The sequence below is a fragment of the Rhizobium sp. OAE497 genome (genome assembly GCF_040546565.1).
Lineage (GTDB): Bacteria > Pseudomonadota > Alphaproteobacteria > Rhizobiales > Rhizobiaceae > Rhizobium.
Genome location: NZ_JBEPOA010000001.1, coordinates 1,143,074 through 1,166,792, shown reverse-complemented (window position 1 = coordinate 1,166,792; position 23,719 = coordinate 1,143,074). Strand labels below are relative to the sequence as shown.

Sequence of the window (23,719 nt, the reverse complement as noted above, 5' to 3'; positions counted from 1 at the left end):
TGGCGCCACTTTTGTCTTATTCGGGATCCCGCATTTCCATGTCCGCCTTTTCGCGCTTCACACCGCTGGTCAGCGCCCTGCCCTCCACCGTTCCCTTCGTCGGCCCAGAGGCCATTGAGCGCCAGCGCGGCCTGAAGGTCGCGGCCCGCATCGGCGCCAATGAAAACGGCTTCGGCCCGGCGCCTTCCGTGCTCGAGGCGATGCGTGCTGCGGGCGGCGATATCTGGAAATACAACGATCCGGAGAATTTCGAGCTATGCGAGGCACTGGCCGCCCATCTCGGCGTCACCCCGGCGAATATCGCCATCGGCGGCGGCATCGACGAGCTGCTCGGCCAGATCGTCCGCCTCGTCATCGAGCCCGGCATGCCCGTCGTCACCTCGCTCGGCGGCTATCCGACCTTCAATTTCCATGTCGCCGGTTTCGGCGGCCGTCTCGTTACCGTTCCCTATGTCAACGACCGGGAAGATCTGGACGGGCTGCTCGACGCGGTGAAGCGCGAGAATGCGCCGCTCGTCTATTTCGCCAACCCTGATAATCCGATGGGCAGCTGGTGGGATGCCGACAAGATCGTCGCCTTCGCACGCGCCCTGCCCGAGACCTGCCTGATGGTTCTCGACGAGGCCTATAGCGAGACCGGACCGGCAAGCTCACTTCCCTCGATTTCTTCGCTGATCGACCTGCCGAACATCGTGCGCACCCGCACTTTCTCGAAGGCGTATGGTCTGGCCGGCGCCCGCGTCGGCTACGTGATCTCGACGCCGGGCACCGCCCAGGCCTTCGACAAGATCCGCAACCATTTCGGCATGAACCGGCTGGCGACGGCCGGCGCTCTCGCCGCGCTGAAGGACCAGGCCTATCTCGCCGAAGTCGTCGGCAAGATCCAGGCGGCGCGCGAACGGATCTCGGACATTGCCCGGGCGAACCAGCTGTCGCCGCTGCCCTCGGCCACCAATTTCGTGGCGATCGATGCCGGGCGCGACGGCACCCATGCGCGGGCGATCGTCGACGGGCTGATGCAGCACGGCGTCTTCATCCGCATGCCGGGCGTGGCACCGCTCAACCGCTGCATCCGCGTCAGCGTCGGGCCGGAAGCCGATATGGCGCTGTTCGAGCAGTCGCTGCCGCAGGTATTGCGCACGCTCGACTGAAACGAAAAAACCGCGCCGGCCTTGTTTCTGCCGGTCGCGGTTTCGTTCTCCTGGCTGCGGCCCCGTCCAAAGTGCCCCGCCAGCCCCCTCTTTTTGAGGTTGTTATTCTTGTCTGATTTTTCGATGCAGCTTAGTGGATGGTCATCCACTCGCGAGCTGCACGGAGCGCCTCGACGATCTGCATCTTGTTCATCGAAGCGGCGACATCGGCGCGCAGTTCGGCGGCACGGTCGCTGCCCTTGATGGCGGCGATGTTCAGCCACTTATGCGCGGCGACCAGATCGACATCGCAGCCGCGGCCGGTTGCATACATCAGACCCATTTCGCAGAAGACGTCGGCGTTCTTGTCGCCACCCATGGTGGCCATTTCAGCATTGTGCATTTCAAAGCGTGCCATCGGTTTTATCCCTGTTTAGCCTGTTGTCGACTTGCCCTGTTTTACCGTCCGGGCCGTGCCGTCTATCGCAGCTTTCGGTCCCTTCGGTGCGGCGGGTTTGCCCCGCTCGTTTGATGGCTCCACTATGCTCCAGGCCTTTCAAAAAACGCCTAAAATGCATGATTAATTTGAGACAAACAAAGTCCAAACGCTTGGTAAACTTGGGTTTTTGTTAAACATCGCGAAGCCTGCAAATTAAGGAGTTTCGAGACAATTTTACGAAAGATTCAGATTTCGAAATCAACGCTTCGTTCACCACGAAACGAGCAGGCAAATCGGGAAACCGGAAATATTGGCTGCCGGCAACCCCGGAAAACCGGGCTTTTGCGGCTCAGTCTTATTTACCTTTACGTTCGCGTCAGTTATTTTCCGCCGGCGTTTTTGACATCAGGGAGGAATGGATGATCCGCACACTTATTCTCGCAGGCGCGGTGGCACTTTCGGCAGGGCTCGCGCATGCCGACGAGGTGATCGTCGGCAACTGGAAGACGGTCGCCGGCGATACGGCAGAGATCGCCCCCTGCAGCGGCGGCTTCTGCGTGACGCTGAAGACCGGCAAGTTCGCCGGCAAGAAGATCGGCACGCTATCCGGCACCGGCGGCACCTATACCGGCGAAATCACCGACCCCGCCAACGACAAGACCTATAGCGGCTCCGGCACGGTTTCGGGCAGCTCGCTGAAGATGAAGGGCTGCGTGCTGAAGGTTCTCTGCAAGTCGCAGACCTGGACGCGGCTGTAGGGGCTATTCTTCCTGGTCGCTTCTGGATCGGGAGTTAGAACGGCCCGTCGAAGCCGGAGCCCCCTCACCCTACCCTCTCCCCGCGGGGAGAGGGGAAGTTGGCGCAAGCGGCATCCTCGACTTTCCCTTCTCCCCTGGGGGAGAAGGTGGCCGGAAGGTCGGATGAGGGGGGGCTCCAGCCACCACACTTCCTTCATTCCTGTGACAAGCACAGGGATGAGGGCGAAGGTAAGCGCGCGCAATGCCTCCCCCAAAAAACCGTCAATATTCCTGAACGCCATATGAACCGGCATCTCAGCACTCGTTCAGCCGCCCTGTGTCAGAAGGGAGGCAAGGATGAAGGGGCTTATGGGTTAGGGAACATGGACGTGCAAATCTTGGCAAGACGTTTCACCATCATCACGCTGTTTGCGGCACTGTTTGCGATCAGCTTTTCGGCAGCGGTCGTGCATGGCGGCGGCGGTGGGGCGCAGTCGCATTTCGGCGCCAACTATACCTGCCTGGAATCCTCCAGCCCCTTCTGCTCGGGCGAGCACAAGTAGGTAGCGCGGGCGAGCCCGCCCGCCGTCGCTTGCGTGTTGCATATGGCAACCTATAATGCGCCATGAGCAAACGAATCTCTCCATTAGCACCCCTCGATATTTCCTCTCCGCCAGCCTTTGAACCGCAAAGCTTCGACGACCCGGCAAAGGCCGTCGACGCGCTGACAGAGCTTTACGATCGCAACACGGCCTTCCTGATCGATAGCTTCACGGCGATCGCCAAGGGCGCACCGATCACCGCGCGGCACCGGGCCTTCTATCCGCAGGTCAGCATCGAGACGACGAGCTTCGGCCATATCGACAGCCGTCTTTCCTACGGCCACGTGACCTCGCCCGGCGTCTATACGACGACCGTGACGCGTCCGAAGCTGTTTCGCCATTACCTGAAGGAGCAGCTGGCGCTTCTGATGAAGAGCCACAACGTTCCCGTCGTCGTCTCCGAATCCTCGACGCCGATCCCGCTGCATTTCGCTTTCGGCGAAGGCGCCCATGTCGAAGCCTCCGCATCGGCCTTCATGGATATTCCGATGCGCGATCTCTTCGATACGCCGGATCTGAACACGACCGACGACGAGATCGCCAATGGCGAATATATCCCGCCGCCCGGCGAGCCCTCGCCGCTTGCGCCCTTCACGGCACAGCGCATCGACTATTCGCTCGCCCGCCTCGCCCACTACACGGCAACAGGCGCGCAGCATTTCCAGAACTTCGTGCTGTTTACGAACTACCAGTTCTATATCGACGAGTTCTGCACCTGGGCCCGCAAGCTGATGGCCGACGGCGGCGATGGCTATACGGCCTTCGTCGAGCCCGGCAATATCATCACTCATGCCGGCTCCAGCACGCCCGAAGGCGATGCGACACCCGGCCGCCTGCCGCAGATGCCGGCCTATCACCTGAAGAAGAAGGGCCATGCCGGGATCACCATGATCAATATCGGCGTCGGCCCCTCCAACGCCAAGACGATAACCGACCACGTCGCGGTGCTGCGCCCGCATGCCTGGCTGATGCTCGGCCACTGCGCCGGCCTGCGCAACAGCCAGCGCCTCGGCGACTATGTGCTGGCGCATGCCTATATGCGCGAGGACCACGTTCTCGACGACGACCTGCCGGTCTGGGTGCCGATTCCGGCGCTTGCCGAAGTGCAGGTGGCGCTGGAAGCAGCCGTTGCCGAGATCACCGGTTACGAAGGCTTCGAGCTGAAGCGCATCATGCGCACCGGCACCGTCGGCACGATCGACAACCGCAACTGGGAACTGCGCGACCAGGCAGGCCCGGTGAAGCGCCTGTCGCAGGCCCGCGCCATCGCGCTCGACATGGAATCGGCGACAATCGCTGCCAATGGCTTCCGCTTCCGCGTTCCCTACGGCACGCTGCTCTGCGTTTCCGACAAGCCGCTGCATGGCGAACTGAAGCTGCCGGGCATGGCGACGGCCTTCTACCGGACGCAGGTGAACCAGCATCTGCAGATCGGCATCCGCGCCATCCAGAAGCTGGCGGCCATGCCGCCAGAGGCGCTGCATTCGCGCAAGCTGCGCAGCTTCTTCGAGACGGCCTTCCAATAAGCCTACCTGACATCGCGGTCCGCAATCACCTGCGGACCGCTGTCTGCGGGGCTCGACAGTTCGAGCCCGGAGATGACGGTCGCGAAGACCGCGACGGCAAACATCAGGCGCACGAGCAGTCCGCGCAGATCGAAGCCCTGCATGTCATAATATTCGTCGGCGCTGACCGGCGCTCTTTTGCGCGCGGCCCAGCTTGCAATTCCAATCTCCAGAATTCCCATGATCGTGACTCCAATGGTTTCGACGATCATGGTCGTTTGCACGTTGGCGCTTTCGACAGCCGGAGCCCAACAAAGATTTTTCCCGTACCTGTCGATTTCCGCCTAGTCTCTTCGTCCAAGGGCTGTGAGAGGCAGCCAGGAGGAAAGCCGCAATGCGATATCTATGCCAGGTATGGTTCGAGCCATCGGTGCTCGAACGAATGAGTGACGAGGAGAAAAGGACGCTCGACCGGGATTCGGCCGGATACGATCTCGACCTGGAGGTCAGCGGCCACATGATCCACGCTGAAGCGCTGCAGGCGCCGAGCGCGGCAGTGACCGTCAAGGTCCGCAACGGCGAGATGGCGATGACCGACGGTCCCTTTGCCGAGACCAAGGAACAGCTCGGCGGCTTCATCCTGATCGAAGCCAAGGATCTCAACGATGCGATCCGGGTCGCGGCCGGCATTCCGCTGGCGAAATACGGCTCGATCGAAGTCCGGCCGGTCTATGACTTCAAGAGCAAGCTGCAGGAGGCCGCGCGATGAAATTCCTCTGCCAGATCTGGTTCGATACCGAAAAGAGCAAGCAGGTGACCCAGGCCGAATGGGACAGGCTGACGGAGCAATGCATCCTCAGCGACAACCGCTGGCGCGACAGCGGCCATCTGCTGACGGCGCTGGCGCTGCGCGAGCCGGAGAGCGCGGTGACGGTGCGCGTCACGAACGGTGCACTCAGCGCCACCGACGGGCCGTTCGCCGAGATCAAGGAACATCTCGGCGGCTTCGTGCTGATCGAGGCCCGGGACATCAGCCAAGCGACCGAGATCGCCTCGGCCTTCCCGATCGTCGAATATGCCTCGATCGAGGTGCGGCCGGCCTATTCGATCGAAGATGGGGTGTGAGCCGATGCGTTATCTCTGCCTTATCTACAACTCCGCCGACCGCGACGGAACGCTGACACGAGCCGAAGGGCATCAGCTGGTCGCCGCCCATTTCCGTTTCGACGAGGAGCTTCGTGCCGACGGGACGATGATCCATGCCGATGCGCTGCAGCCGCCGGAGACGGCGACGGTGCTGCGGGTGCGGGACAACCAGCTGCAGGCGACCGACGGCCCCTATGCCGAGACCAAGGAGCATCTCGCCGGTTTCTACGTCATCGAGGCACCCGATGATGAAGCGGCAAAAGAGATCGCCGCGCGGATCCCGTCGGCGCGCTTCGGAGCGGTCGAGATCCGGCCGGTGCGGCTTCTGACATTGCCGGAGTAGCGCTTGGACAGGGTCATCGAGGACATCTACCGCTCGCAGTCGCGCCGGGTTCTGGCGACGCTGATCCGTCTGCTCGGCGATTTCGACCGGGCGGAGGAAGCGCTGCACGACGCCTTTGCCGAGGCGGCGCGCACCTGGCCGCGCGACGGCATTCCCGGCAATCCGGTGTCCTGGCTGGTTTCGGCCGGGCGCTTCCGGGCGATCGACCATATCCGCCGCCGGGCGCGTTTCGACGCGTCCGTGCAGGATATCGAGGACAGCCTTTATCCCGCAACAGAGGAGGCAGACGATATGGACGCGATTGCCGACGACATGCTGCGGCTGATCTTCACCTGCTGCCATCCCGTCATTCCTGCCGAGGCGCAGGTGGCGATGGCGCTGCGCGAAGTCTGCGGGCTGACGACCGAAGAGATCGCCCATGCCTTCCTCGTCCCCGCGCCGACGGTGGCGCAGCGGATCGTGCGGGCGAAGAACCGAATCCGTGCGGCGGAGATCCCCTACGAGGTACCGGAGAAACCGGAACTGCCGGAGCGGCTCGACCGGGTGCTGCACGTCATCTACCTCGTCTTTAACGAGGGCTATTCGGCTTCATCAGGCAGTGCGGTCGTGCGCAGCGGCTTGACGGGTGAAGCGATCCGGCTGGCGCGGCTGGTCGGCGAGTTGCTGCCGCACCGGGATATCGATGGCCTGTTGTCGCTGATGCTGCTGCAGGATTCGCGGCGGCTGGCGCGATCGAGCGATGACGGGCGTCTGGTGCTGCTCGACGAGCAGGACCGCTCCGCCTGGGATCGCGGCAAGATCGTCGAGGGGCTGCAGTTACTGCAAAGCGCGATGGCCGGCGAAGAGGTCGGGCTCTATACGGTGCAGGCGGCGATCGCCGCCGAGCACTCGAAAGCGGCGACGCCAGAAGCCACCAACTGGCGGCAGATCGCCCGCTATTATGATCTGCTTGCGAAAGCCCAGCCCTCGCCCATCGTGGCGCTGAACCGGGCGGTGGCGATCGCCATGTCCGAGGGTTTCGAACAGGGGCTAGCGATCATCGACGGCATCCTGCAATCCGGCGATCTCGAGCGCTATCATCTGGCGCATTCGGCGCGCGCCGATTTCCTGCGCAGGCTTGAGCGGACCGCGGAGGCAATCGAGGCCTATGAGCGTGCGCTGTCGCTCTGCCAGCAGGAGCCGGAGCGAAACTTCCTGAGGAAGCGGATCTCAGAGCTGACGGCGGCGGCCGAAGGGCAGTGAGATCGCCGTCCCTGTCAGCGCCGAGACGATGATCAACAGATGCGCATTGATGCTCGCCTGCGCCAGTGCCGCCAGCGCTTCCTTCCCGCCCGAGGCGCCGAAAGCGACGGCACCGGCGGTGATGCCGGCCGGATAGGTGCCGACGCCGCCCGGCGCATGAACCGGCAGAACGGATGAGAGCTCGCCGCCAAGCGCGCCGCCGAAGCTCGCGGCCAGCGGCAGCACGCCCATCAGGCTGAGAGCCCAGGCAAGGACCAGAACCTTCACCAGCCAGTTCACCGCCGTCATCGCCCATGCACGCGCAAAGGCGATGCCATCGACCGGCAGGCCGTTCTCGATCTCGGCCAGAAAGCCCTGCGCCTTCTTCGGCGCCAGCTTGAAGCCGAAGCGCAGCAGCGGTTTGCGGACGATGAAGGCTGCAACGGGGAGCACCAGGAAAGCGGCCCAGATGATCCATGCAATCAAGCCGTTACCCGCTTCGCTTGCCAAACCGATTCCGGCTGCCGCAAGCAATGCATGAAGATCGAGCAGGCGCATGACGAGAAGCGCCGAGGTGCCGCGCGCCAGCGGAATGCCGAACTCGGTGCGCATCAGCAGCGGAAAGCTGGTCTCGCCGCTGCGGAAAGGCAGCATGATGTTGAGCAGATTGTGGATCTGGGTAACGCGGAACAGCGTGCGGAACTGGCCGGATGTCTCGCGCGGGAAGTAATCCAGAATGCGCCAGGTGCGCAGGAAATAGGTGCTGGTCAGGAGAACGAGCGCGATGACGATCGGCAGGACGCCGACGGCTACCCATTGCGCCAGGATGGAGGACCAGCCCCAAAACCATTCGATGAAGAGTGCATAGGCTGCGACAATCACAACGGTGAGCAACGTCATGCGATTGCGTGCGAACCAGGATTGTCGGCTAGCGCCAACCGGGGAGTTCATGTAGTAGGCATCCTGACTTTGGGCGGCGACGGCCGCCTGCTTGGCCATGAACGGCCTTTTAGGAGCAATAAGAGTTGCAGACAATGTCAGAGTCGCTTTCGAGCGCAAATGATGCCGGAACGCCGCTTGAGCTTTCGCTCGTGGTTCCGATCTTCAACGAAGAAGAAAGCGTCGGCCCGCTCGTCGAGCGCATTTGCGAGGCGATGGCTCAGTATCCGAGCAGCTGGGAGCTGATCCTGGTCGATGACGGCAGCACCGATGCGACGCTCGTCAACGCCAAGAAATATGCCGGCCGCGCCGGGCTTACGCTGCGCATCGTCGAGCTGCAGCGCAATTTCGGCCAGACGGCCGCCATGCAGGCCGGTATCGATACGGCCCGCGGCCGCCTGATCGCCACCATGGACGGCGACCTGCAGAACGATCCGAAGGACATTCCTTCGATGGTCTCCGAACTCGAGCGCCGCGAACTCGACCTGCTGGTCGGCTGGCGCAAGAACCGTCAGGACGGCCTGCTGCTGCGCAAGATCCCTTCCTGGTGCGCCAATTATCTGATCGGCCGCATCACCGGCGTGAAGCTGCACGACTATGGCTGCAGCCTGAAGATCTACCGTGCCTCGATCATCAAGCAGGTGAAGCTGATGGGCGAAATGCACCGTTTCATCCCGGCCTGGGTTGCCGGCGTCGTCCCGAGCTCGCGCATCGGCGAAGTGCCGGTCACGCATCACGCGCGCCAGCACGGTGTGTCGAAATACGGCATTTCGCGTACCTTCCGCGTGATCCTCGACCTGCTGTCGGTGATGTTCTTCATGCGCTACAAGGCGCGTCCCGGCCACTTCTTCGGTTCGCTCGGCCTCGGCTTCGGGGCGATCGCGGCACTGATCCTGCTTTATCTGTTTTTCGACAAGTTCATTCTCGGCAATGACATCGGCACCCGCCCGATGCTGATGGTCGGCGTTGTTTTCCTGCTGTCCTCGGTGCAGCTGATCACTACCGGCATCCTCGCCGAAATGATCGCCCGCACCTACTACCGCGACGACGCCTCGCCGAACTACATCGTCCGGCAGATCTTCGATGGAAGCTGAGGCGGTCGCTGCCGTCTTTTCATCAATCGACAGCTGATCGGAGAACCTATCGTGGTCACGTATCTTCGACGTAATCCAGACGGCGTGTTGTGGCTGCTCGCCGTCTATCTCGCGGTCCAGGCCGCTTTTCGAATTTTCGTTTCGAACAGCTTGAGCGTCGATGAATCGCAGCAGGTGTTTTTCGGGCAGTGGCTGTCCATTGGCTACAACACACAGCCGCCACTCTATAACTGGCTGCAATATGCGGTGTTTGCGGTCTTTGGCATCTCCATAGCCAGCGTCGCGATCCTCAAGAACATCATGCTGTTCATCAGCTATCTCTGCTACTACAGGCTGTCCCGGGAGGTCCTGAAGCAGCAGCTTTTCGCTGTCATCGCGACGTTGGGGTTCTTCACGATCCCGCAAATGTTCTGGCAGGCGCAAAAGGACCTGACACACACGGTTTCGCTGCTGATCGCGATTACGCTGTCGATCCACCTGACGATACGCATTCTGAAATCACCATCGACGCTCTCCTATGTTCTGCTTGGCTTTGCGGTCGCGGCCGGGATGCTGTCGAAATACAATTTCGCGCTTGTCGTGCTTGCGATTTTGGTTGCCGTGCTCATGCATCCCGAGGGGCTGCGCAGGCTGCTGGACAAGCGCTTCCTGCTGACGATTGCCATATCGGTTGTCCTTTTCCTTCCGCATGGCCTGTGGATTTTGCGCAATCCTGAGCTGGCATCCGATGCGACCCTGAGCATGATGTCCGCCGATGCAGTGCAAAGCCGCCTGGCGCAGATCCTTGAGGGCCTGAAGGATCTTGCGACGACGAGCTTTGCGATCGCCGCGCCGACTACGCTTTTCCTGGCAATCATCTTCGGGCGTGACTTCGTTGCCGCCTTCAAGGCGAGGAGCGATTGGAGCCGCTTTTTCACCCGGTTTTACGCCACGATCCTTGCAGCACTCCTGGTGATGATCCTGGTGATGACGCTGACCGAGTTCCGCGATCGCTGGCTCTTCCCGTTCCTGTTCCTTCTGCCGCTGCTCATCTGCTTGAAACTTGAAGCTGCCGACGTCAAAGCCGAAGACTATTTCGCCAAGTTTCTGGTGCTGCCCATCGTCATGCTGTGCCTCCTGCCGTTCATCCTTACCGGCGGCACGATGCTGGCTGGGGTGCTGGGGAAGTACGGCAACCTGAACCGGCCCTATGCGCGTTTTGTCGAAGCTGCCATCGCCAAGGAAGGGAAGCAGCCATCGTTGATCGTCACGGAGAGGTGGCACGACGCTGGCAATGTGAAGCTCGCCGAACAGGCAGCGCCGGTCATCGTCGGGAACTTCCCAGGATACGCGCCAGCGGCAACGATTTCATCAGATCATCCGGCGCTTTTGATTTTCAATACAGAGCGAGCCAATACGGAACCTTTGAGCGCTCAGTTGCAGGAATGGCTCAGCGCCCATCCGGAACTGAACCAGACACCGGTCAAACAGACGCTCGACATCCGTTACCTCTACGGCAAAGAGGATGCGACCTACCCCTTCACCTATGTCTGGGTCTATCCAGCAGCCCCCTAACCCCGCAACTCCTTCCACGCCGCATCCAGCGCAATCTTCGTGATCCGCGCCATCTCATCCACCTCCGCGTGGCTGATGATCAGCGGCGGCGAGGCTAGCATGCGGTCGGCGGTGGCGCGCAGCACCAGGCCGTTGGCGAGCGCGTGGTTTCGCACCAGCGACCCCACCGCGTCGGGCTTTTCGAAGCGGGTGCGGGTCTTCTTGTCGGCGGTGAGCTGCAGGGCGGCCATCAGGCCGACGCTTGCCGCTTCGCCGACGAGGTCGTGGTCGGCGAGCGCGCCCCAGGCTTTCGCGAAATAGGGGCCGATATCGTCGCGGACGCGTTCGACCAGTTTCTCGTCTTCGATGATGCGCAGGTTTTCAAGCGCGGCGGCGGCGCAGACCGGGTGGCCGGAATAGGTGAAGCCGTGGTTGAAATCGCCGACATCGTTGATCAGCACCTTGGCGACGCGGTCGGACACCAGCACGCCGCCGATCGGCAGGTAGCCTGAGGAGAGGCCCTTGGCGATCGGGCAGAGGTCGGGCTCGACGCCGTAATATTGGTGGCCGAACCATTCGCCGAGGCGGCCGAAGCCGCAGATCACTTCGTCGGTGACGAGCAGGATGTTGCGCGCCTTGCAGATGCGGGCGATCTCCGGCCAGTAGGTTTCCGGCGGGACGATGACGCCGGCGGCACCCTGGATCGGCTCGGCAACGAAGGCCGCGACATTCTCCTCGCCGAGCTCGTCGATCTTCGCTTCCAGCTCGCGGGCGACTTTCAGGCCGAATTCGGCGGGCGAGAGATCGCCGCCCTCGCCGTACCAGTAGGGCTGGCCGATATGGACGATCCCCGGGATCGGCAGGTCGCCCTGCTCGTGCATGTATTTCATCCCGCCGAGGCTGGCACCGGCGACCGTCGAGCCATGATAGCCGTTCCTGCGGGCGATGACCGTCTTCTTCGAAGGCTTGCCGACAGCGCTCCAATAGACGCGCGCCATGCGGAACCAGGTATCGTTGGCCTCGGAGCCGGAGCCGGTGAAGAAGACGTGGTTGAAGCGATCGCCGGCATGGACGGTCACCTTCTCGGCAAGCAGCGTCGTCGGCGTGCTCGTGGTGCCGAAGAAGGTGTTGTAATAGGGCAGCTCGTTCATCTGCCGGGCGACCGCATCGGTGATTTCCTTGCGGCCATAGCCGACATTGACGCACCAGAGACCGGCGAAACCATCCAGATACTTCTTGCCTTGATTATCCCAGATATGGACACCTTCGCCGCGCTCGATGATGCGCGTACCGTCAGCGTTCAGCTTTTTCATGTCCGAGAAGGGATGGAGATGATGAGCGGCATCGAGGGCGGCGAGATTTGAGCGCTGGTAAGTATCGGACATGATTTGCGAAACACCTGCAGAGATTGAAAGGATCTTCCCAATGGGTTACGACCTTGGCCTGCTCAGAGGGGATTTTCAAGATCATGACGGCTGACAAGATGCACGGCAAAGCTGCAACTGACGAGCCCTGGATCGAAATCATGCTTGTCGGCATGAACGGCGACCTGCGCGGCAAGCGCATTCCGCTCGATGCACAGAAGAAGGTCTGGGCCGGCGAGGTGCGCCTGCCCTCCTCGACGCAGTCGCTGGATATCTGGGGCGACGACAATGACGACATTACCGGCCTGTCGCTGACGATCGGCGATCCCGACGGCCTTTGCATCCCCGACCAGCGCAGCCTGGCACCGCTGCCCTGGGCGCCCGATGGCTCGATGCAGGTGCTGGCGACGATGCATGAATTCGACGGCAGCCCGAGCTTCATGGATCCGCGCGCCATCCTCGCTTCGGTGCTGAAGCGTTATGACGAGCGCGGATTGACGCCCGTCGTCGCCACCGAGCTGGAATTCTACGTCGTCGAGCAGAACTGGCTGGAGACCGGCCGCCCCTCGCCGCCGAAGAAGCTCACCTATCGCGGCGAGCCGAACGGCTATCAGCTCTACGACATGAGCGCGACGGATGCGCTCGACGACTATCTCAAGACCGTGCGCGGCTATGCGAGCGCGATGGAACTGCCCGCCGATGCGACGACGGCGGAATTCGGCCCGGGCCAGTTCGAGATCAACCTGCTGCACCGGCCGGATGCGCTGGCCGCCGCAGACGACTGCATCTATCTGAAGCGCGTAGCCGAGCAGGCAGCGAAGCGGCACGGCCTGAAATCCACCTGCATGGCCAAGCCCTATTCCGACCATGCCGGCTCCGGCCTGCATGTGCATGCGAGCATCGTCGACAAGGATGGCCGCAACATTCTGGACGCCAAGGGCGGCGAGCCGAAGCTCCTGAAGTCAGTCACCGCGGGCATGCTGAAGTCGATGCGTGAGGCGCAGCTCGTCTTTGCGCCCTTTGCCAATTCCTACCGCCGCTTCCAGCCGGGCTCGTTTGCGCCTGTTGATCTCACCTGGGGCTATGGGCATCGCGGCACGGCGATCCGCATTCCTGACATGAACGGCCCGGCAGCCCGCATCGAGCATCGCGTCGCCGGTGCCGATGCCAATCCCTATCTGCTGCTTGCGGCAATTCTCGGCGGCATGCTGCTCGGTCTCGACGGCGATCTCGACCCGGGCGAAGAGACGACGCCCTTGCATGTGCCTGAGCATACCGAGCGGCTGACGCATGATTTCCTGACGGCGGTCGAGGGCTTCCGGGCATCGCCCTTCATCAAGGATGTCTTCGGCGCGCGCTATCAGAAGCTCTACGGCGATACGAAATACAAGGAAGCGCTCGCCTATCTGCGTACGGTATCGGATTTCGACTACCGCACCTACTTGCCGCGGATCTAGAGCGTTTCCTGGTTATATTGAAGCATTCTGCCGGAGCAGGTTTTCGACAGGGCAAAGGCGATTGGCGAAGGGCATACCCAAAGGTACGGTCGAGCCGATCGCCTTTGATCCTGGCGGAAAGATGCCCGGCCCCTGCGGGGTTGGCTGAAACGGGCCGCCTGATCGACCGGCTGGCTTGGCCGTAGATCTGGGCTACGACGCGCGCCAGCCGGTCGACCATCCGACTCCGTTTGAGCCAACAGAATGCTTCAATATAACCAGGAAACGCTCTAGGCGGCAGGCTCCCGCCGTTCCGTCTCGTCGTTCTGCGCGGCGAGACCCTGCCTGACGAGAACCTTCAGCTCTTCCGGGTGCAGCTGCAGGCGGATGTCGCGCTCAAGCGGCAGCAATTCGCCATCCATGACGCAATTGGATTTGGCGCGCATCTTCGGGAAATGCAGATGCACCTCGGCCGGATGCATCACCATGACGTCGGCGTTATCGCGGACCTTGCCGCGCAGCATATCGAAGGCGAGCCTCGCGACGCCCATCGGCCGCAGCGGCTTCGCAGTATAGAAGCCGAGTTCGCCGCTGCGCAGATTGTCGGCATAGAGCAGCGCGTTTTCGCCGAAGGGATTGTTGGAGACCGAGACTGCCGAGACACGGCGGCGCTCGCGGACACCCAGCGCCTCGAACTCGACCTCGAATTCCGGCGGGTTCATCACCACGCCGAAGGCGGCGCGGGTGCTGGCGCGCATCTTTCCGAGGCGGGAGCGGAAGCTGTAGGAATTGCGGTAGCGCACCATGCGGGCGTGAAGACCGGCGGAAAACTGGTGGATGAAGGGGCGGCCGTTGGCACTGGCGATATCGACATGGTCGACCTCGCCGAAGGCCAGCGTATCGAGCGCCTGCCAGATATCGAGCGGTACTTTCAGCGAGCGGGCGAAAAGGTTCATCGTGCCAGCGGGGATGACGCCGAGCGCAACGCCGTTCTTCCAGGCGATCGAGGCGGCCGCCGAAATCGTGCCGTCGCCGCCACCGGCGACAATGCCGTCGATATCGTCGCGGCGCGCGGCACGTTCCATGGCCGGAACGATCTCCTTGCCGGGAAAGACGATGGCTTCGAAGTCATGGCCCGCTTCACGGAACACCGCCTCGGCGCGCTTCTCATACGCCTCCATATCCGTGGTGCGGAACGTGCCGCCATCCTTGTTAAAAAAACCGACAAGCTTCATGCGGTATCCATGCCCCCACGGCGAGTTACAAATCACAGCTACAGATGGTTTTGCGATGGGCGATTTCAAGCGCGCAGCTAGTTTGCGCAGTGCGGCGGCAAGCCTTGGCAAATGCTAATAATGCAATGGACGTATGCCGATAACAGGACGCTGCACTGCAAAAAATGCACTCGACGCTCTGCCGCCAATCAGGGATAGAATGCAAAATGGAGGCACGTACCTCCCTTCCCGCCATAGACAGGCCGACACCGGAGCCGAACGCTTCCGGTGAACCGCTTTTGATACATGCCCAAGGAGCTCCCGTGAGCCAGATCGCCGTAGACGATTCCCTCGATGCACCGGTTGCGGAGGCGCCTTCGCCAATGGCGGTTGCGCTGGTGCAGCTGGCGCTTGCCTGCGGCGGCTTCGGCATCGGCACGGGTGAATTCGCGATCATGGGCCTGCTGCCGAATGTGGCAGGCACCTTCTCGGTCACCACCCCGCAGGCGGGTTACGTGATCAGCGCCTATGCGCTCGGCGTCGTTATCGGCGCGCCGGTCATCGCCGTGCTTGCGGCGAAGATGGCGCGGCGCTCGCTGCTTCTGCTGCTGATGGGCATCTTTGCCATCGGCAATATCCTGAGCGCCATGGCCCCGACTTTCGAGAGCTTCACGCTGCTGCGCTTCATCACCGGCCTGCCGCATGGCGCCTATTTCGGCGTGGCGGCGATCGTTGCCGCGTCTATGGTGCCGGTTCACAAGCGGGCGCGCGCCGTCGGCCGCGTCATGCTCGGCCTGACGATCGCCACGCTGCTCGGCACGCCGCTTGCCACCTTCTTCGGCCAGTCGCTGGACTGGCGTATCGCCTTCACCACCGTCGGCGTCATCGGCCTCGTGACCGTGGCGCTGATCTGGACCTACGTGCCGCGCGATCAGGTGGAGGAAGGTGCAAGCTTCATGCGCGAGCTCGGTGCCTTCAAGCGCCCGCAGGTGCTGCTGACGCTCGCCATCGCCGCCGTCGGCTACGGCGGCATGTTCGCGATGTTCAGCTATATCGCCGATACGACGATGAAGGTGGCGATGCTGCCGGCCAGCATGGTGGCGGTGATGATGGTGCTGTTCGGCATCGGCATGAATGTCGGCAACGTGCTCGGCTCCTGGCTTGCGGACAAGTCGCTGATGGGCACGATCGGGGGCTCGCTGATCTTCAACATCGTGGTGCTCAGCTGCTTCTCACTGACGGCCGCCAATCCGGTCATGCTTGCCGCCTGCGTCTTCCTGACCGGCTGCGGCTTTGCTGCCGGCCCTGCCCTGCAGACCCGCCTGATGGATGTCGCCGCCGATGCGCAGACGCTGGCGGCCGCTTCCAATCACTCGGCCTTCAACATCGCCAATGCGCTCGGCGCCTGGCTCGGCGGCCTCGTCATCGCCTGGGGCTACGGCTACGCCTCGACCGGCTATGTCGGCGCTTTCCTGTCGTTCCTCGGTATCTTCGTCTTCGCGGCGTCGCTACGCCTGGAGCGCCGCAGCCGCAGCGCCTGAGGCTTCCCGCAGTTCCATGCCATCGGGGCGGCAGAACACATGTTCGTCGCCCCAGGCCGCCAGTGCCCGGATGACCGGCTTCAGCGTCTCGCCGAGCGGCGTCATCGTATATTCGACGCGCGGCGGCACGACCGGATAGACCTTTCGCGAGACCAGCCCGCAATCTTCGAGCTCGCGCAGCTGCTTGGTCAGCATGCGCTGCGTCACCGCCGGAAGCTTGCGGCGCAGCTCGTTGAAGCGCAGCGTTCCATCCATGAGATGGAACAGGATCACGCCTTTCCACTTGCCATCGAGAAAGCTCAGCGTCGCCTCTACTGGGCAGCCGGGGAAGTTCTTCGTCAGCTTGGCGCGCGGCAGAGACATTTGACGGTATCCTTTTGGGTACTACGTACAGAATTTGTGCATTCTTGCGTTAACAGAGCATAAGACGCATCTAGCCACTGTGCAACAAACACAGGAGTTTCCCATGCGCGCCGTCGCCTACAAGACCCCACAGCCGATCGCGGCAGAAACCTCGCTCGTCGATGTCGAGCTGCCCGTTCCCAAGGCCACGGGGCATGACCTGCTGGTCGAGATCAAGGCCGTCTCCGTCAACCCCGTCGACGTCAAGATCCGCGCCAATGTCGCGCCGCCCTCGGGCGAGCTGAAGGTCATCGGCTGGGATGCGGCGGGTATCGTCAAGGCCGTCGGCCCCGATGTAACGCTGTTCCAGCCGGGCGACGAGGTCTTCTATGCCGGTTCGATCACCCGCCCCGGCTCCAATGCCGAGTTCCATCTCGTCGATGAGCGCATCGTCGGCCGCAAGCCGAAGACGCTCGATTTTGCCGCGGCGGCCGCCCTGCCGCTCACCTCGATCACCGCTTACGAAGCGCTGTTCGACCGGCTGAAGGTCCGGGACGCCGTGCCGGGTGCCGCCCCTTCCCTGCTGGTCATCGGCGGCGCAGGCGGCGTCGGCTCGATCACCATCCAGATCGCCCGCGCGCTGACTGATCTGACCATCATCGCCACCGCCTCGCGTCCGGAAACGCAGGAATGGGTGAAGGAACTCGGCGCCCATCATGTGATCGACCATTCGAAGCCGATTGCCGCGCAGGTGGCCGCCCTTGGTATCGGCGCGCCGGGCTTCGTCTTCTCGACCACCAATACCGACCAGCATCTTTCCGAAATCGTCGAGGTGATCGCGCCGCAGGGCCGGTTCGCGCTGATCGACGATCCCAAAGTGCTCGACATCATGCCTTTCAAGCGCAAGGCGATCTCGGTGCATTGGGAGCTGATGTTCACCCGGCCGATCTTCGGCACGCCTGACATGATCGAGCAGCACAAGCTTCTCAACAGGATTTCCGAGCTCGTCGATGCCGGGAAGATCCGCACGACGCTGACCGACACAGTCGGCACGATCAATGCGGCGAATCTGAAAAAGGCGCATGCGATGATCGAGACCGGAAAGACCAAGGGCAAGGTCGTGCTGGCAGGTTTCTGACCGGCGCCTCGCCCGGAAATATCCGGTAAATCATAATCGCAAAGAATGCCGCGCCGGATGGTGCGGCATTCTGCCATTAAGCACATATCCCAGTTGACTTTTTTAGCGTTCAGGACCACCTGTTCCTGACGCGGACGGCGCTGCGCCGGACGCGGATATCAACGGAGCCATCATCACGATGCCAAGCGACAGTAGCAGTCGATTGCCTTTGCCGTACGCGGCCCTTTCGCGCTGACCTGGATGCTCCGGGCTCGCCCGATCGGACGCTACGGCGGATCGACGGAAAGGCGAGCTAATGAATATCAATCGCTTCCCCCTGCGGGCCGGCAATGCCGCGCGCGCTTTCATGACCAACAATAAAGTTGCGACCATCGCCGAGCGCGTCGAGTCGCTGAATGCACTCGCCCCGGCCGAGGTTTCACGCATCCTGTCGCGCATGCCGCAGGAATACGCGGTCAACATTCTCGACCGGCCGGAACTGCGCAACGCCTCCACCGTGCTGGCGCTTATGGACCGCGCCGATGCCGCACGTCTGCTGCACGGCATGTCGAACGACCGTGTCGCCGACGTTCTGCTCGAGCTCGACACAGATACCCGCACCCGGCTGTTCAACAGCCTGGAAGAGCCGGTGCGCGTCGCCATCCAGCACCTGATGGGCTATCCGGCCCGCACCGCGGGCAGCATCATGACGACCGAGTTCGTCAGCGTCCCCGGCAACTGGACGGTCGAGCAGACGCTTGCCCATGTGCGCCATGTCGAGCGTTCGCGCGAGACGGTCTATGCGATCTATGTGCTGGATGAGAATTCCGGCGCGCTGCTGCATGTCGTGACGCTGCGCCGCCTGATCACCGGCGAGCCCGATGCCTCGATCCTGACCGTCGCCCAGAAGGGCACGCCGGTGGCCGCCGATCCGCTGATGAAGCAGGAGGACGTGGCACGGCTGATCCGCAAGCACGACCTGCTGGCGCTGCCCGTCGTCGACGATCACGGCCTGATCCTCGGCATCGTCACCGTCGACGACGTGATCGACACGATGATTGCCGATACGACCGATGGCGCCCAGCGCTTCGGCGGTATGGAAGCCCTCGGCAAGCCCTACATGAAGATCAGCTTCGGCGGTATGATCCGCAAGCGCGCCGGCTGGCTCTGTGCCCTCTTCCTCGGCGAGATGCTGACGGCAAGCGCCATGCAGCATTTCGAGGGCGAGCTCGAGAAGGCCGTCGTGCTGACGCTGTTCATCCCGCTGATCATGAGCTCCGGCGGCAATTCCGGGTCACAGGCGACATCGCTGATCATCCGCGCGCTGGCCGTCGGCGAGCTGAAGCTTTCCGACTGGTGGAAGGTACTGCTGCGCGAACTGCCGACCGGCGTCGTGCTCGGCGCCATCCTCGGCCTCGTCGGCATGTTGCGCGTGTTCTTCTGGCAGAGCGCCGGGCTCTACGATTACGGCCCGCACTGGGTTCTGGTCGGGATCACGGTATTTGCAGCGCTGATCGGCATCGTCACCTTCGGTTCCGTATCCGGCTCGATGCTGCCCTTCGTGCTGCAGCGGCTGAAGCTCGATCCGGCAACGGCATCGGCACCGTTCGTCGCGACGCTGGTCGATGTGACCGGCCTGGTGATCTACTTCTCGGTCGCCCTGCTGATCCTCACCGGGACGCTTCTCTAGAAGCGATCGGCAGGCAGAGCGGCGTGCCATCCACCGGATGCGGGACGACCGCCGCATCCACTCCGAACACGGCCTTTATCAGCTCCGGCGTCAACAGCGCGCCGGGGCTTCCTGCTGCGTGGATGCCGCCATCGGCAACAGCGATGATGTGATCGGCATATTGTGCCGCATGGTTCAGGTCGTGGACGACCATGACGACGGTGCGGCCGCGATTGCGATTCAGGTCGCGCAGCAGTTCCAGCACTTCCAGCTGATGGGCGATATCGAGATAGGTGGTCGGCTCGTCAAGCAGCAGAATCGGCGTTTCCTGCGCCAGCGCCATGGCGATCCAGGCGCGCTGACGCTGACCGCCCGAGAGACGGTCGAGCGGGCGCGATGCGAGATCGGAAAGGCCGGTGGCGGCAAGCGCCCCGTCGACGATCTCCTCGTCATGTGCTGAGGTACGCGACAGCAGCCCCTTGTGCGGATGGCGGCCGAAGCGGCAGAGCTGGCGCACCGTCAGTCCATCAGGCGAGACAGGGCCCTGCGGCAGAAGCGCGAGAGCCTGGGCGATCGCCCTGCCCTGCATCGCCGAGATTTCCTTGCCGTCGAGATAGACCGTTCCCGAAGCGGGTTCGATGATGCGGCCGAGCGCCTTCAGCAGCGTGGACTTGCCGCTGCCGTTTGCCCCGATCAGAGCGGTGATCTTGCCGTCGGGGATCGAGACATCGACATTCTCAAGCACGCGGATGGCCGCGTAGCCGAGCGTCAGCTTTTCTCCGGCAAGGCGGGATTGCGCGGCACTACTCATGGCGGCCGGTCTCCTTGATAAGCAGGAAAATCAGATAGGGACCGCCGATGACGGCGGCGACGATGCCGGCCGGGATCTCATTCGGCAGCGCCACGAGCCGCCCCGCCAGATCGGCGGCGGAGAGCGCGAGCGCGCCCATCAGCGCACTGGCGGGCACGAGATGGCGGGCACGCGGGCCGACCATCAGCCTTGCCGCATGTGGCGCAAGCAGGCCGAGGAAGCCCATGCTGCCGACGCTGGCGACGGCACCGGCGCAGAGCAGGACGGCGACGACGATCAGGCCGCCGCGCAGGGCTCCCGGCGACATGCCGAGGCTGATCAGCGTATCGTCGCCGAAGCCCCCGGCATCGAGCCTGGCGGCGGCTATCAGGATCAGCGGCAGACAGGCGACAAGCCACAGGCTGAGGATCAGCACATCGGCGGCGGAACTGCCATAGACGCTGCCCGCCAGCCAGACCATCGACTGGTCGGCACGGGTCGGGAAGATCACCATGACATATTGCATCAGCGCCTGAGCCAGCATGCCGAGCGCCACGCCGACGAGTGCGAGCGCCGCAATGCCGCCGCCGAAGGCGCGGCCGATGACGAGCAGCAGACCGGCGCCGATGACGGCACCGAGAACCACACCTGATGGGATCGACCAGATCGCCCAGGCGGGGGGCGTCAGCATGCCCGCCAGGAAAGCGCCGAGACCAGCGCATTTGGTGATGCCGACGACGTCAGGCGAGGCCAGCGGATTGCGCAAGGCGCCCTGCAGGAAGACGCCAGCAAGGCCGAAGGACGCGCCCGCGAGGATGGAGACTGCGACGCGCGGCGCCCGGTACTGCATGACGATGAAGGCATTCTTGCCGCCGCCGATGCCATCGAGCACCTGCGCGATGCTGAGCGTCACGGCACCGACGGTCATGCCGAGGATGGCCAGAACGGCGATCAGGACGGCGATGGTGAGGCAAACCGTCAGTGCCCGGGTATTTCTTGCGGCAAGCGCACTCATCGGACCCGCTGCCTCCAGAGGATCAGCAGGAAAGCCGGAGCGCCGACCAGCGCCGTGACGATGCCGACGGGCATTTCCGAGGGGAAGGCAGTGATGCGGCCCGCGAGATCGGCGGCAATTCAGCAAGAGCGGCCCGGCGATGGCGCTGAGCGCGATGAGGGTGAACTGGTCGCCGCCGACGAGCCTGCGGATGATATGGGGCACGAGCAGGCCGATGAAGCCGATCGGGCCGCTGACGGCGACGGCGGAACCGGCGAGCACGACGATCAGCGCCGCAGCCAGCCCGCCGACGCGGCGCGCATTCTGGCCGAGCGAAACGCCGGTCGTGTCATCGAGCGCCAGCACGCCGAAATGTCGGCCTGCCAGCAGCGCCGTGCCGCCGCCGAGGATCGAGAATGGCAGGATGATCCAGACCTTGTCCCATTGCGCGCCGTTGATCGATCCGGCGAGCCAATAGACGATATCCTGCGCCGCATTGTTGGCGATCAGGATCGCCTGGACGAGCGCGGCGAGCACAAGCTGGATCGAGATGCCGGCGAGCGCCAGCTTCATGTCGTTCATGGCGCCGGAGACCGACAACGCCCACATGGCGAGGCCAACGGCGGCCGCACCGGTGAACGCGGGCCAGACGGTGCCCGCGCCTTTCAGCTCCGGCAGCGCGATGAGGCAGAGGACGATGACCAGCGAGGCGCCGGCATTGATGCCGAATGTCTGCGGCGAAGCGAGCGGATTGCGCGTCAGCGTCTGGATCAGCACGCCGGCGACCGCCAGATTGGCGCCGACCATGACGGCAAGCAGCGCCCGCGGCAGGCGGACATCCCAGACGAGCGCGCTATCGGGCGAGCCATCGGGAGATAAGAAAAGCGACAGAGCGCGGAGAACCGGCAGCTCCGAAACGCCGAAGGATATAGCGGCAATGATGACCACAGCGAGCGCGGCAAGCAGCAGGCAGCCGAGCGCGAGCGGCTGCATCCGCCGCTGCTCAACGCTTCGTGCTGCCGCCGCTTCGCTCACGGGTCTCAGGCCTTGTAGACCTTGGCGAGGATTTCGCGGGCGATCATCTCGGCGGTCTTCAGGCCGCGGAAACGCGAGAACTGGTTGCGATCGACCTCGAAGATGTTGCTGTCCTTGACGGCCGAGATGTTTGCGAAGGCGCTGTTACCCTTCCACTGGTCGAGCACCGTGCCACCGGCATCGGTGGCGACCAGGAGCACATCGGGATTGACGGCGATCAGGCGCTCAAGGCCCGCGCCGCTTTCCACCGCGTCGGAAGAATCGACCGCAGGCGTCAGGCCCATCGCCCTGAAGACGGAGCCGGTAAAGGACGAGGATGTGTGGAGGCTCATGGAATCGGGCGTCGCGACCGCCAGCAGGAAGCGGCGCTTCTCCCCGGCCGGGATCTTGGCGACCAGCGCTGCAACGACTGCCTCGTGATCGGCCACCGCCTTCTCGCCCTTCGCTTTGTCGCCCAGCGCATCGGCGATGGTGACGACACCTTCCTTGATCGTCTGGTAGCTGCCTTCCCAGCTGTTCAGGACGATGGTGGGCGCGATGGCGCTGAGCTGCGCATAGATTGCCGAATGGCGGATTTCGTCGGCGATGATGAGATCGGGCGTCAGAGCGCTGACAAGCTCGAGATTCGGCTCCAGCCGGGTGCCGACCGAGCTGTAGTCGATCTTCTTGCCGAGAAGCTGCTCGATGCGCTTCGGCTGGTTGTCGTCGGTGATGCCGACGGGCACGACGCCGATCGCATCGAGAGACTGTACGAAGGAGAATTCGAGCGCCACGACGCGCTGCGGCCTGCCCTTGATCTCCGTGGAGCCGAGCCGGTGCTCGATCGTGCGGGCCGCGTCATCGGCAAAAGCCGGGCGGGCCGCGAGTGCAGCACCGGCAGCGCCGAGGAGGAGGCCGAAATTGCGGCGGGATATCGGGTTCTGAAACAGGCTCACATCAAACTCCCAGCTGAAATTGCGGGAGGCGGGTCCCGCTTCAAAATTCCGCTACAGAATTGACGTGCAGACTTCAAGTAAAGTTTACAAAAACTCTCACCTTATTTTTTCTCAGGCAGTTTCAGGGCGCCGTGGGTCTTCATGCTGCGGATCGCGAAGTTCGAGCGGATGTCGCTGACATTGGGCAAGGTCAGCAGCGTTTCGGTCAGCAGACGCTCATAGGCGGCGAGATCCTCGACCACCACCTCGGCCAGAAAATCGGCCGTGCCCGAGATCAGGAAGCAGGAGACGATTTCCGGAATTGCCAGAAGTGCGGCCTGCTGCGCCTCGGAATTCTCTCGGGTGTGATGCGCCACCTTGAACTCGACGAACACGGTGAGCCCAAGCCCGACCTCCTTGCGGTCGATATCGGCGCGGTAGCCGCGGATGACGCCCGACTTTTCGAGGTTGCGGATACGGCGCAGACACGGCGACGGAGAGAGGTTCACCTTCTCGGCGATCTCCACATTGGTGGCCCGTGCATCCTCCTGAAGGCATTTGAGGATGGCGATATCGAATTTATCGAGATTTGGCATATCCGATAACTTTCAGAG

24 protein-coding genes are annotated in these 23,719 nt (G+C 63.0%); 14 read left to right on the top strand and 10 right to left on the bottom strand.

Annotated elements, in window-relative coordinates; genetic code table 11:
* Positions 1-38 precede the first annotated feature (38 nt).
* The gene (locus tag ABIE40_RS05925) at positions 39-1,151 is read left to right on the top strand and encodes a pyridoxal phosphate-dependent aminotransferase (protein WP_199626699.1); all 1,113 of its coding nucleotides are present in this window, start codon (positions 39-41) and stop codon (positions 1,149-1,151) included.
* Between the two features lie 130 nt (positions 1,152-1,281).
* Here the strand turns inward: ABIE40_RS05925 and ABIE40_RS05920 are convergent, their stop codons facing one another.
* Positions 1,282-1,548 carry a sel1 repeat family protein gene (locus ABIE40_RS05920; protein ID WP_112719609.1) on the bottom strand — a complete coding sequence of 89 codons (267 nt, stop codon included), beginning with the start codon at positions 1,546-1,548 and terminating at the stop codon, positions 1,282-1,284.
* A gap of 440 nt (positions 1,549-1,988) precedes the next feature.
* On the opposite strand from ABIE40_RS05920, the gene ABIE40_RS05915 reads away from it, so the two are divergent.
* From ABIE40_RS05915 to ABIE40_RS05905, 3 genes are all read left to right on the top strand, one after another.
* Entirely contained in the window at positions 1,989-2,327 is a 339-nt protein-coding gene (locus tag ABIE40_RS05915) for a DUF2147 domain-containing protein (RefSeq protein WP_112719610.1), read from the top strand.
* Positions 2,328-2,689: 362 nt separating this feature from the next.
* Positions 2,690-2,869 (top strand): hypothetical protein, encoded by a 180-nt coding sequence (locus ABIE40_RS05910; protein ID WP_112719611.1) that lies wholly within the window; start codon positions 2,690-2,692, stop codon positions 2,867-2,869.
* Positions 2,870-2,931: 62 nt separating this feature from the next.
* The gene (locus tag ABIE40_RS05905; RefSeq protein ID WP_112719612.1) at positions 2,932-4,434 is read left to right on the top strand and encodes an AMP nucleosidase; all 1,503 of its coding nucleotides are present in this window, start codon (positions 2,932-2,934) and stop codon (positions 4,432-4,434) included.
* Between the two features lie 2 nt (positions 4,435-4,436).
* Here the strand turns inward: ABIE40_RS05905 and ABIE40_RS05900 are convergent, their stop codons facing one another.
* Entirely contained in the window at positions 4,437-4,655 is a 219-nt protein-coding gene (locus ABIE40_RS05900; RefSeq protein ID WP_199626697.1) for a hypothetical protein, read from the bottom strand.
* Positions 4,656-4,807: 152 nt separating this feature from the next.
* Here ABIE40_RS05900 and ABIE40_RS05895 point away from each other — a divergent pair, with 152 nt between their 5' ends.
* Genes ABIE40_RS05895 through ABIE40_RS05880 form a run of 4 tightly spaced genes read left to right on the top strand, consistent with a single transcriptional unit; the run spans position 4,808 to position 7,144 of the window.
* A complete protein-coding gene (locus tag ABIE40_RS05895) occupies positions 4,808-5,182 on the top strand; it encodes a YciI family protein (RefSeq protein ID WP_199626695.1) in 375 nt (124 codons plus the stop codon).
* The gene (locus ABIE40_RS05890; RefSeq protein WP_130278608.1) at positions 5,179-5,538 is read left to right on the top strand and encodes a YciI family protein; all 360 of its coding nucleotides are present in this window, start codon (positions 5,179-5,181) and stop codon (positions 5,536-5,538) included. The genes ABIE40_RS05895 and ABIE40_RS05890 overlap by 4 nt, the downstream gene beginning before the upstream one ends.
* Positions 5,539-5,542: 4 nt before the next feature.
* Complete coding sequence (locus ABIE40_RS05885) at positions 5,543-5,902, top strand: YciI family protein (RefSeq protein WP_199626693.1); 360 nt, start codon at positions 5,543-5,545, stop codon at positions 5,900-5,902.
* 3 nt (positions 5,903-5,905) lie between these two features.
* On the top strand, positions 5,906-7,144 hold the full coding sequence (locus ABIE40_RS05880) for an RNA polymerase sigma factor (protein WP_199626691.1): 1,239 nt from the start codon (positions 5,906-5,908) through the stop codon (positions 7,142-7,144).
* Here ABIE40_RS05880 and ABIE40_RS05875 read toward each other — a convergent pair.
* On the bottom strand, positions 7,112-8,074 hold the full coding sequence (locus tag ABIE40_RS05875; RefSeq protein ID WP_199626843.1) for a lysylphosphatidylglycerol synthase domain-containing protein: 963 nt from the start codon (positions 8,072-8,074) through the stop codon (positions 7,112-7,114). The genes ABIE40_RS05880 and ABIE40_RS05875 overlap by 33 nt on opposite strands.
* An 83-nt stretch (positions 8,075-8,157) precedes the next feature.
* Here ABIE40_RS05875 and ABIE40_RS05870 point away from each other — a divergent pair, with 83 nt between their 5' ends.
* Together ABIE40_RS05870 and ABIE40_RS05865 are read left to right on the top strand one after the other, a co-directional pair.
* Positions 8,158-9,156 (top strand): glycosyltransferase family 2 protein, encoded by a 999-nt coding sequence (locus ABIE40_RS05870; RefSeq protein WP_199626689.1) that lies wholly within the window; start codon positions 8,158-8,160, stop codon positions 9,154-9,156.
* Between the two features lie 51 nt (positions 9,157-9,207).
* Positions 9,208-10,710 carry a glycosyltransferase family 39 protein gene (locus tag ABIE40_RS05865; RefSeq protein ID WP_199626688.1) on the top strand — a complete coding sequence of 501 codons (1,503 nt, stop codon included), beginning with the start codon at positions 9,208-9,210 and terminating at the stop codon, positions 10,708-10,710.
* On the opposite strand, the gene ABIE40_RS05860 is transcribed toward ABIE40_RS05865, so the two are convergent.
* On the bottom strand, positions 10,707-12,074 hold the full coding sequence (locus ABIE40_RS05860) for an aspartate aminotransferase family protein (RefSeq protein ID WP_199626687.1): 1,368 nt from the start codon (positions 12,072-12,074) through the stop codon (positions 10,707-10,709). The genes ABIE40_RS05865 and ABIE40_RS05860 overlap by 4 nt on opposite strands.
* A gap of 83 nt (positions 12,075-12,157) precedes the next feature.
* Between ABIE40_RS05860 and ABIE40_RS05855 the strand changes: the two genes are divergently transcribed.
* Entirely contained in the window at positions 12,158-13,510 is a 1,353-nt protein-coding gene (locus ABIE40_RS05855; protein ID WP_199626685.1) for a glutamine synthetase family protein, read from the top strand.
* A gap of 269 nt (positions 13,511-13,779) precedes the next feature.
* On the opposite strand, the gene ABIE40_RS05850 is transcribed toward ABIE40_RS05855, so the two are convergent.
* Positions 13,780-14,724, bottom strand: a complete 945-nt coding sequence (locus ABIE40_RS05850) for a diacylglycerol/lipid kinase family protein (protein ID WP_199626683.1) — start codon at positions 14,722-14,724, stop codon at positions 13,780-13,782.
* 302 nt (positions 14,725-15,026) lie between these two features.
* On the opposite strand from ABIE40_RS05850, the gene ABIE40_RS05845 reads away from it, so the two are divergent.
* Positions 15,027-16,244: an MFS transporter gene (locus ABIE40_RS05845; RefSeq protein ID WP_199626681.1), complete on the top strand. Its 1,218-nt coding sequence runs from the start codon at positions 15,027-15,029 to the stop codon at positions 16,242-16,244.
* Here the strand turns inward: ABIE40_RS05845 and ABIE40_RS05840 are convergent.
* Positions 16,212-16,607: a winged helix-turn-helix transcriptional regulator gene (locus ABIE40_RS05840; RefSeq protein WP_199626679.1), complete on the bottom strand. Its 396-nt coding sequence runs from the start codon at positions 16,605-16,607 to the stop codon at positions 16,212-16,214. The genes ABIE40_RS05845 and ABIE40_RS05840 overlap by 33 nt on opposite strands.
* Positions 16,608-16,710: 103 nt before the next feature.
* Between ABIE40_RS05840 and ABIE40_RS05835 the strand changes: the two genes are divergently transcribed.
* Together ABIE40_RS05835 and mgtE are read left to right on the top strand one after the other, a co-directional pair.
* Positions 16,711-17,724 carry a zinc-binding alcohol dehydrogenase family protein gene (locus tag ABIE40_RS05835; protein ID WP_199626677.1) on the top strand — a complete coding sequence of 338 codons (1,014 nt, stop codon included), beginning with the start codon at positions 16,711-16,713 and terminating at the stop codon, positions 17,722-17,724.
* 295 nt (positions 17,725-18,019) lie between these two features.
* A complete protein-coding gene (mgtE, locus tag ABIE40_RS05830; protein ID WP_199626675.1) occupies positions 18,020-19,393 on the top strand; it encodes a magnesium transporter in 1,374 nt (457 codons plus the stop codon).
* Here the strand turns inward: mgtE and ABIE40_RS05825 are convergent.
* The 4 genes from ABIE40_RS05825 to ABIE40_RS05800 all read right to left on the bottom strand — a co-directional run bounded on the left by ABIE40_RS05825 (position 19,374) and on the right by ABIE40_RS05800 (position 23,701).
* Complete coding sequence (locus ABIE40_RS05825) at positions 19,374-20,183, bottom strand: ABC transporter ATP-binding protein (protein WP_199626673.1); 810 nt, start codon at positions 20,181-20,183, stop codon at positions 19,374-19,376. The genes mgtE and ABIE40_RS05825 overlap by 20 nt on opposite strands.
* Positions 20,176-22,149, bottom strand: coding sequence for an iron ABC transporter permease (locus ABIE40_RS31010; protein ID WP_502944776.1), 1,974 nt, complete (start codon positions 22,147-22,149; stop codon positions 20,176-20,178). Before ABIE40_RS31010 ends, ABIE40_RS05825 begins: the two co-directional genes overlap by 8 nt.
* Before the next feature lie 47 nt (positions 22,150-22,196).
* Positions 22,197-23,126 carry an ABC transporter substrate-binding protein gene (locus ABIE40_RS05805; protein WP_199626667.1) on the bottom strand — a complete coding sequence of 310 codons (930 nt, stop codon included), beginning with the start codon at positions 23,124-23,126 and terminating at the stop codon, positions 22,197-22,199.
* A gap of 101 nt (positions 23,127-23,227) precedes the next feature.
* Complete coding sequence (locus ABIE40_RS05800) at positions 23,228-23,701, bottom strand: Lrp/AsnC family transcriptional regulator (RefSeq protein WP_112719631.1); 474 nt, start codon at positions 23,699-23,701, stop codon at positions 23,228-23,230.
* Positions 23,702-23,719: the final 18 nt, after the last annotated feature.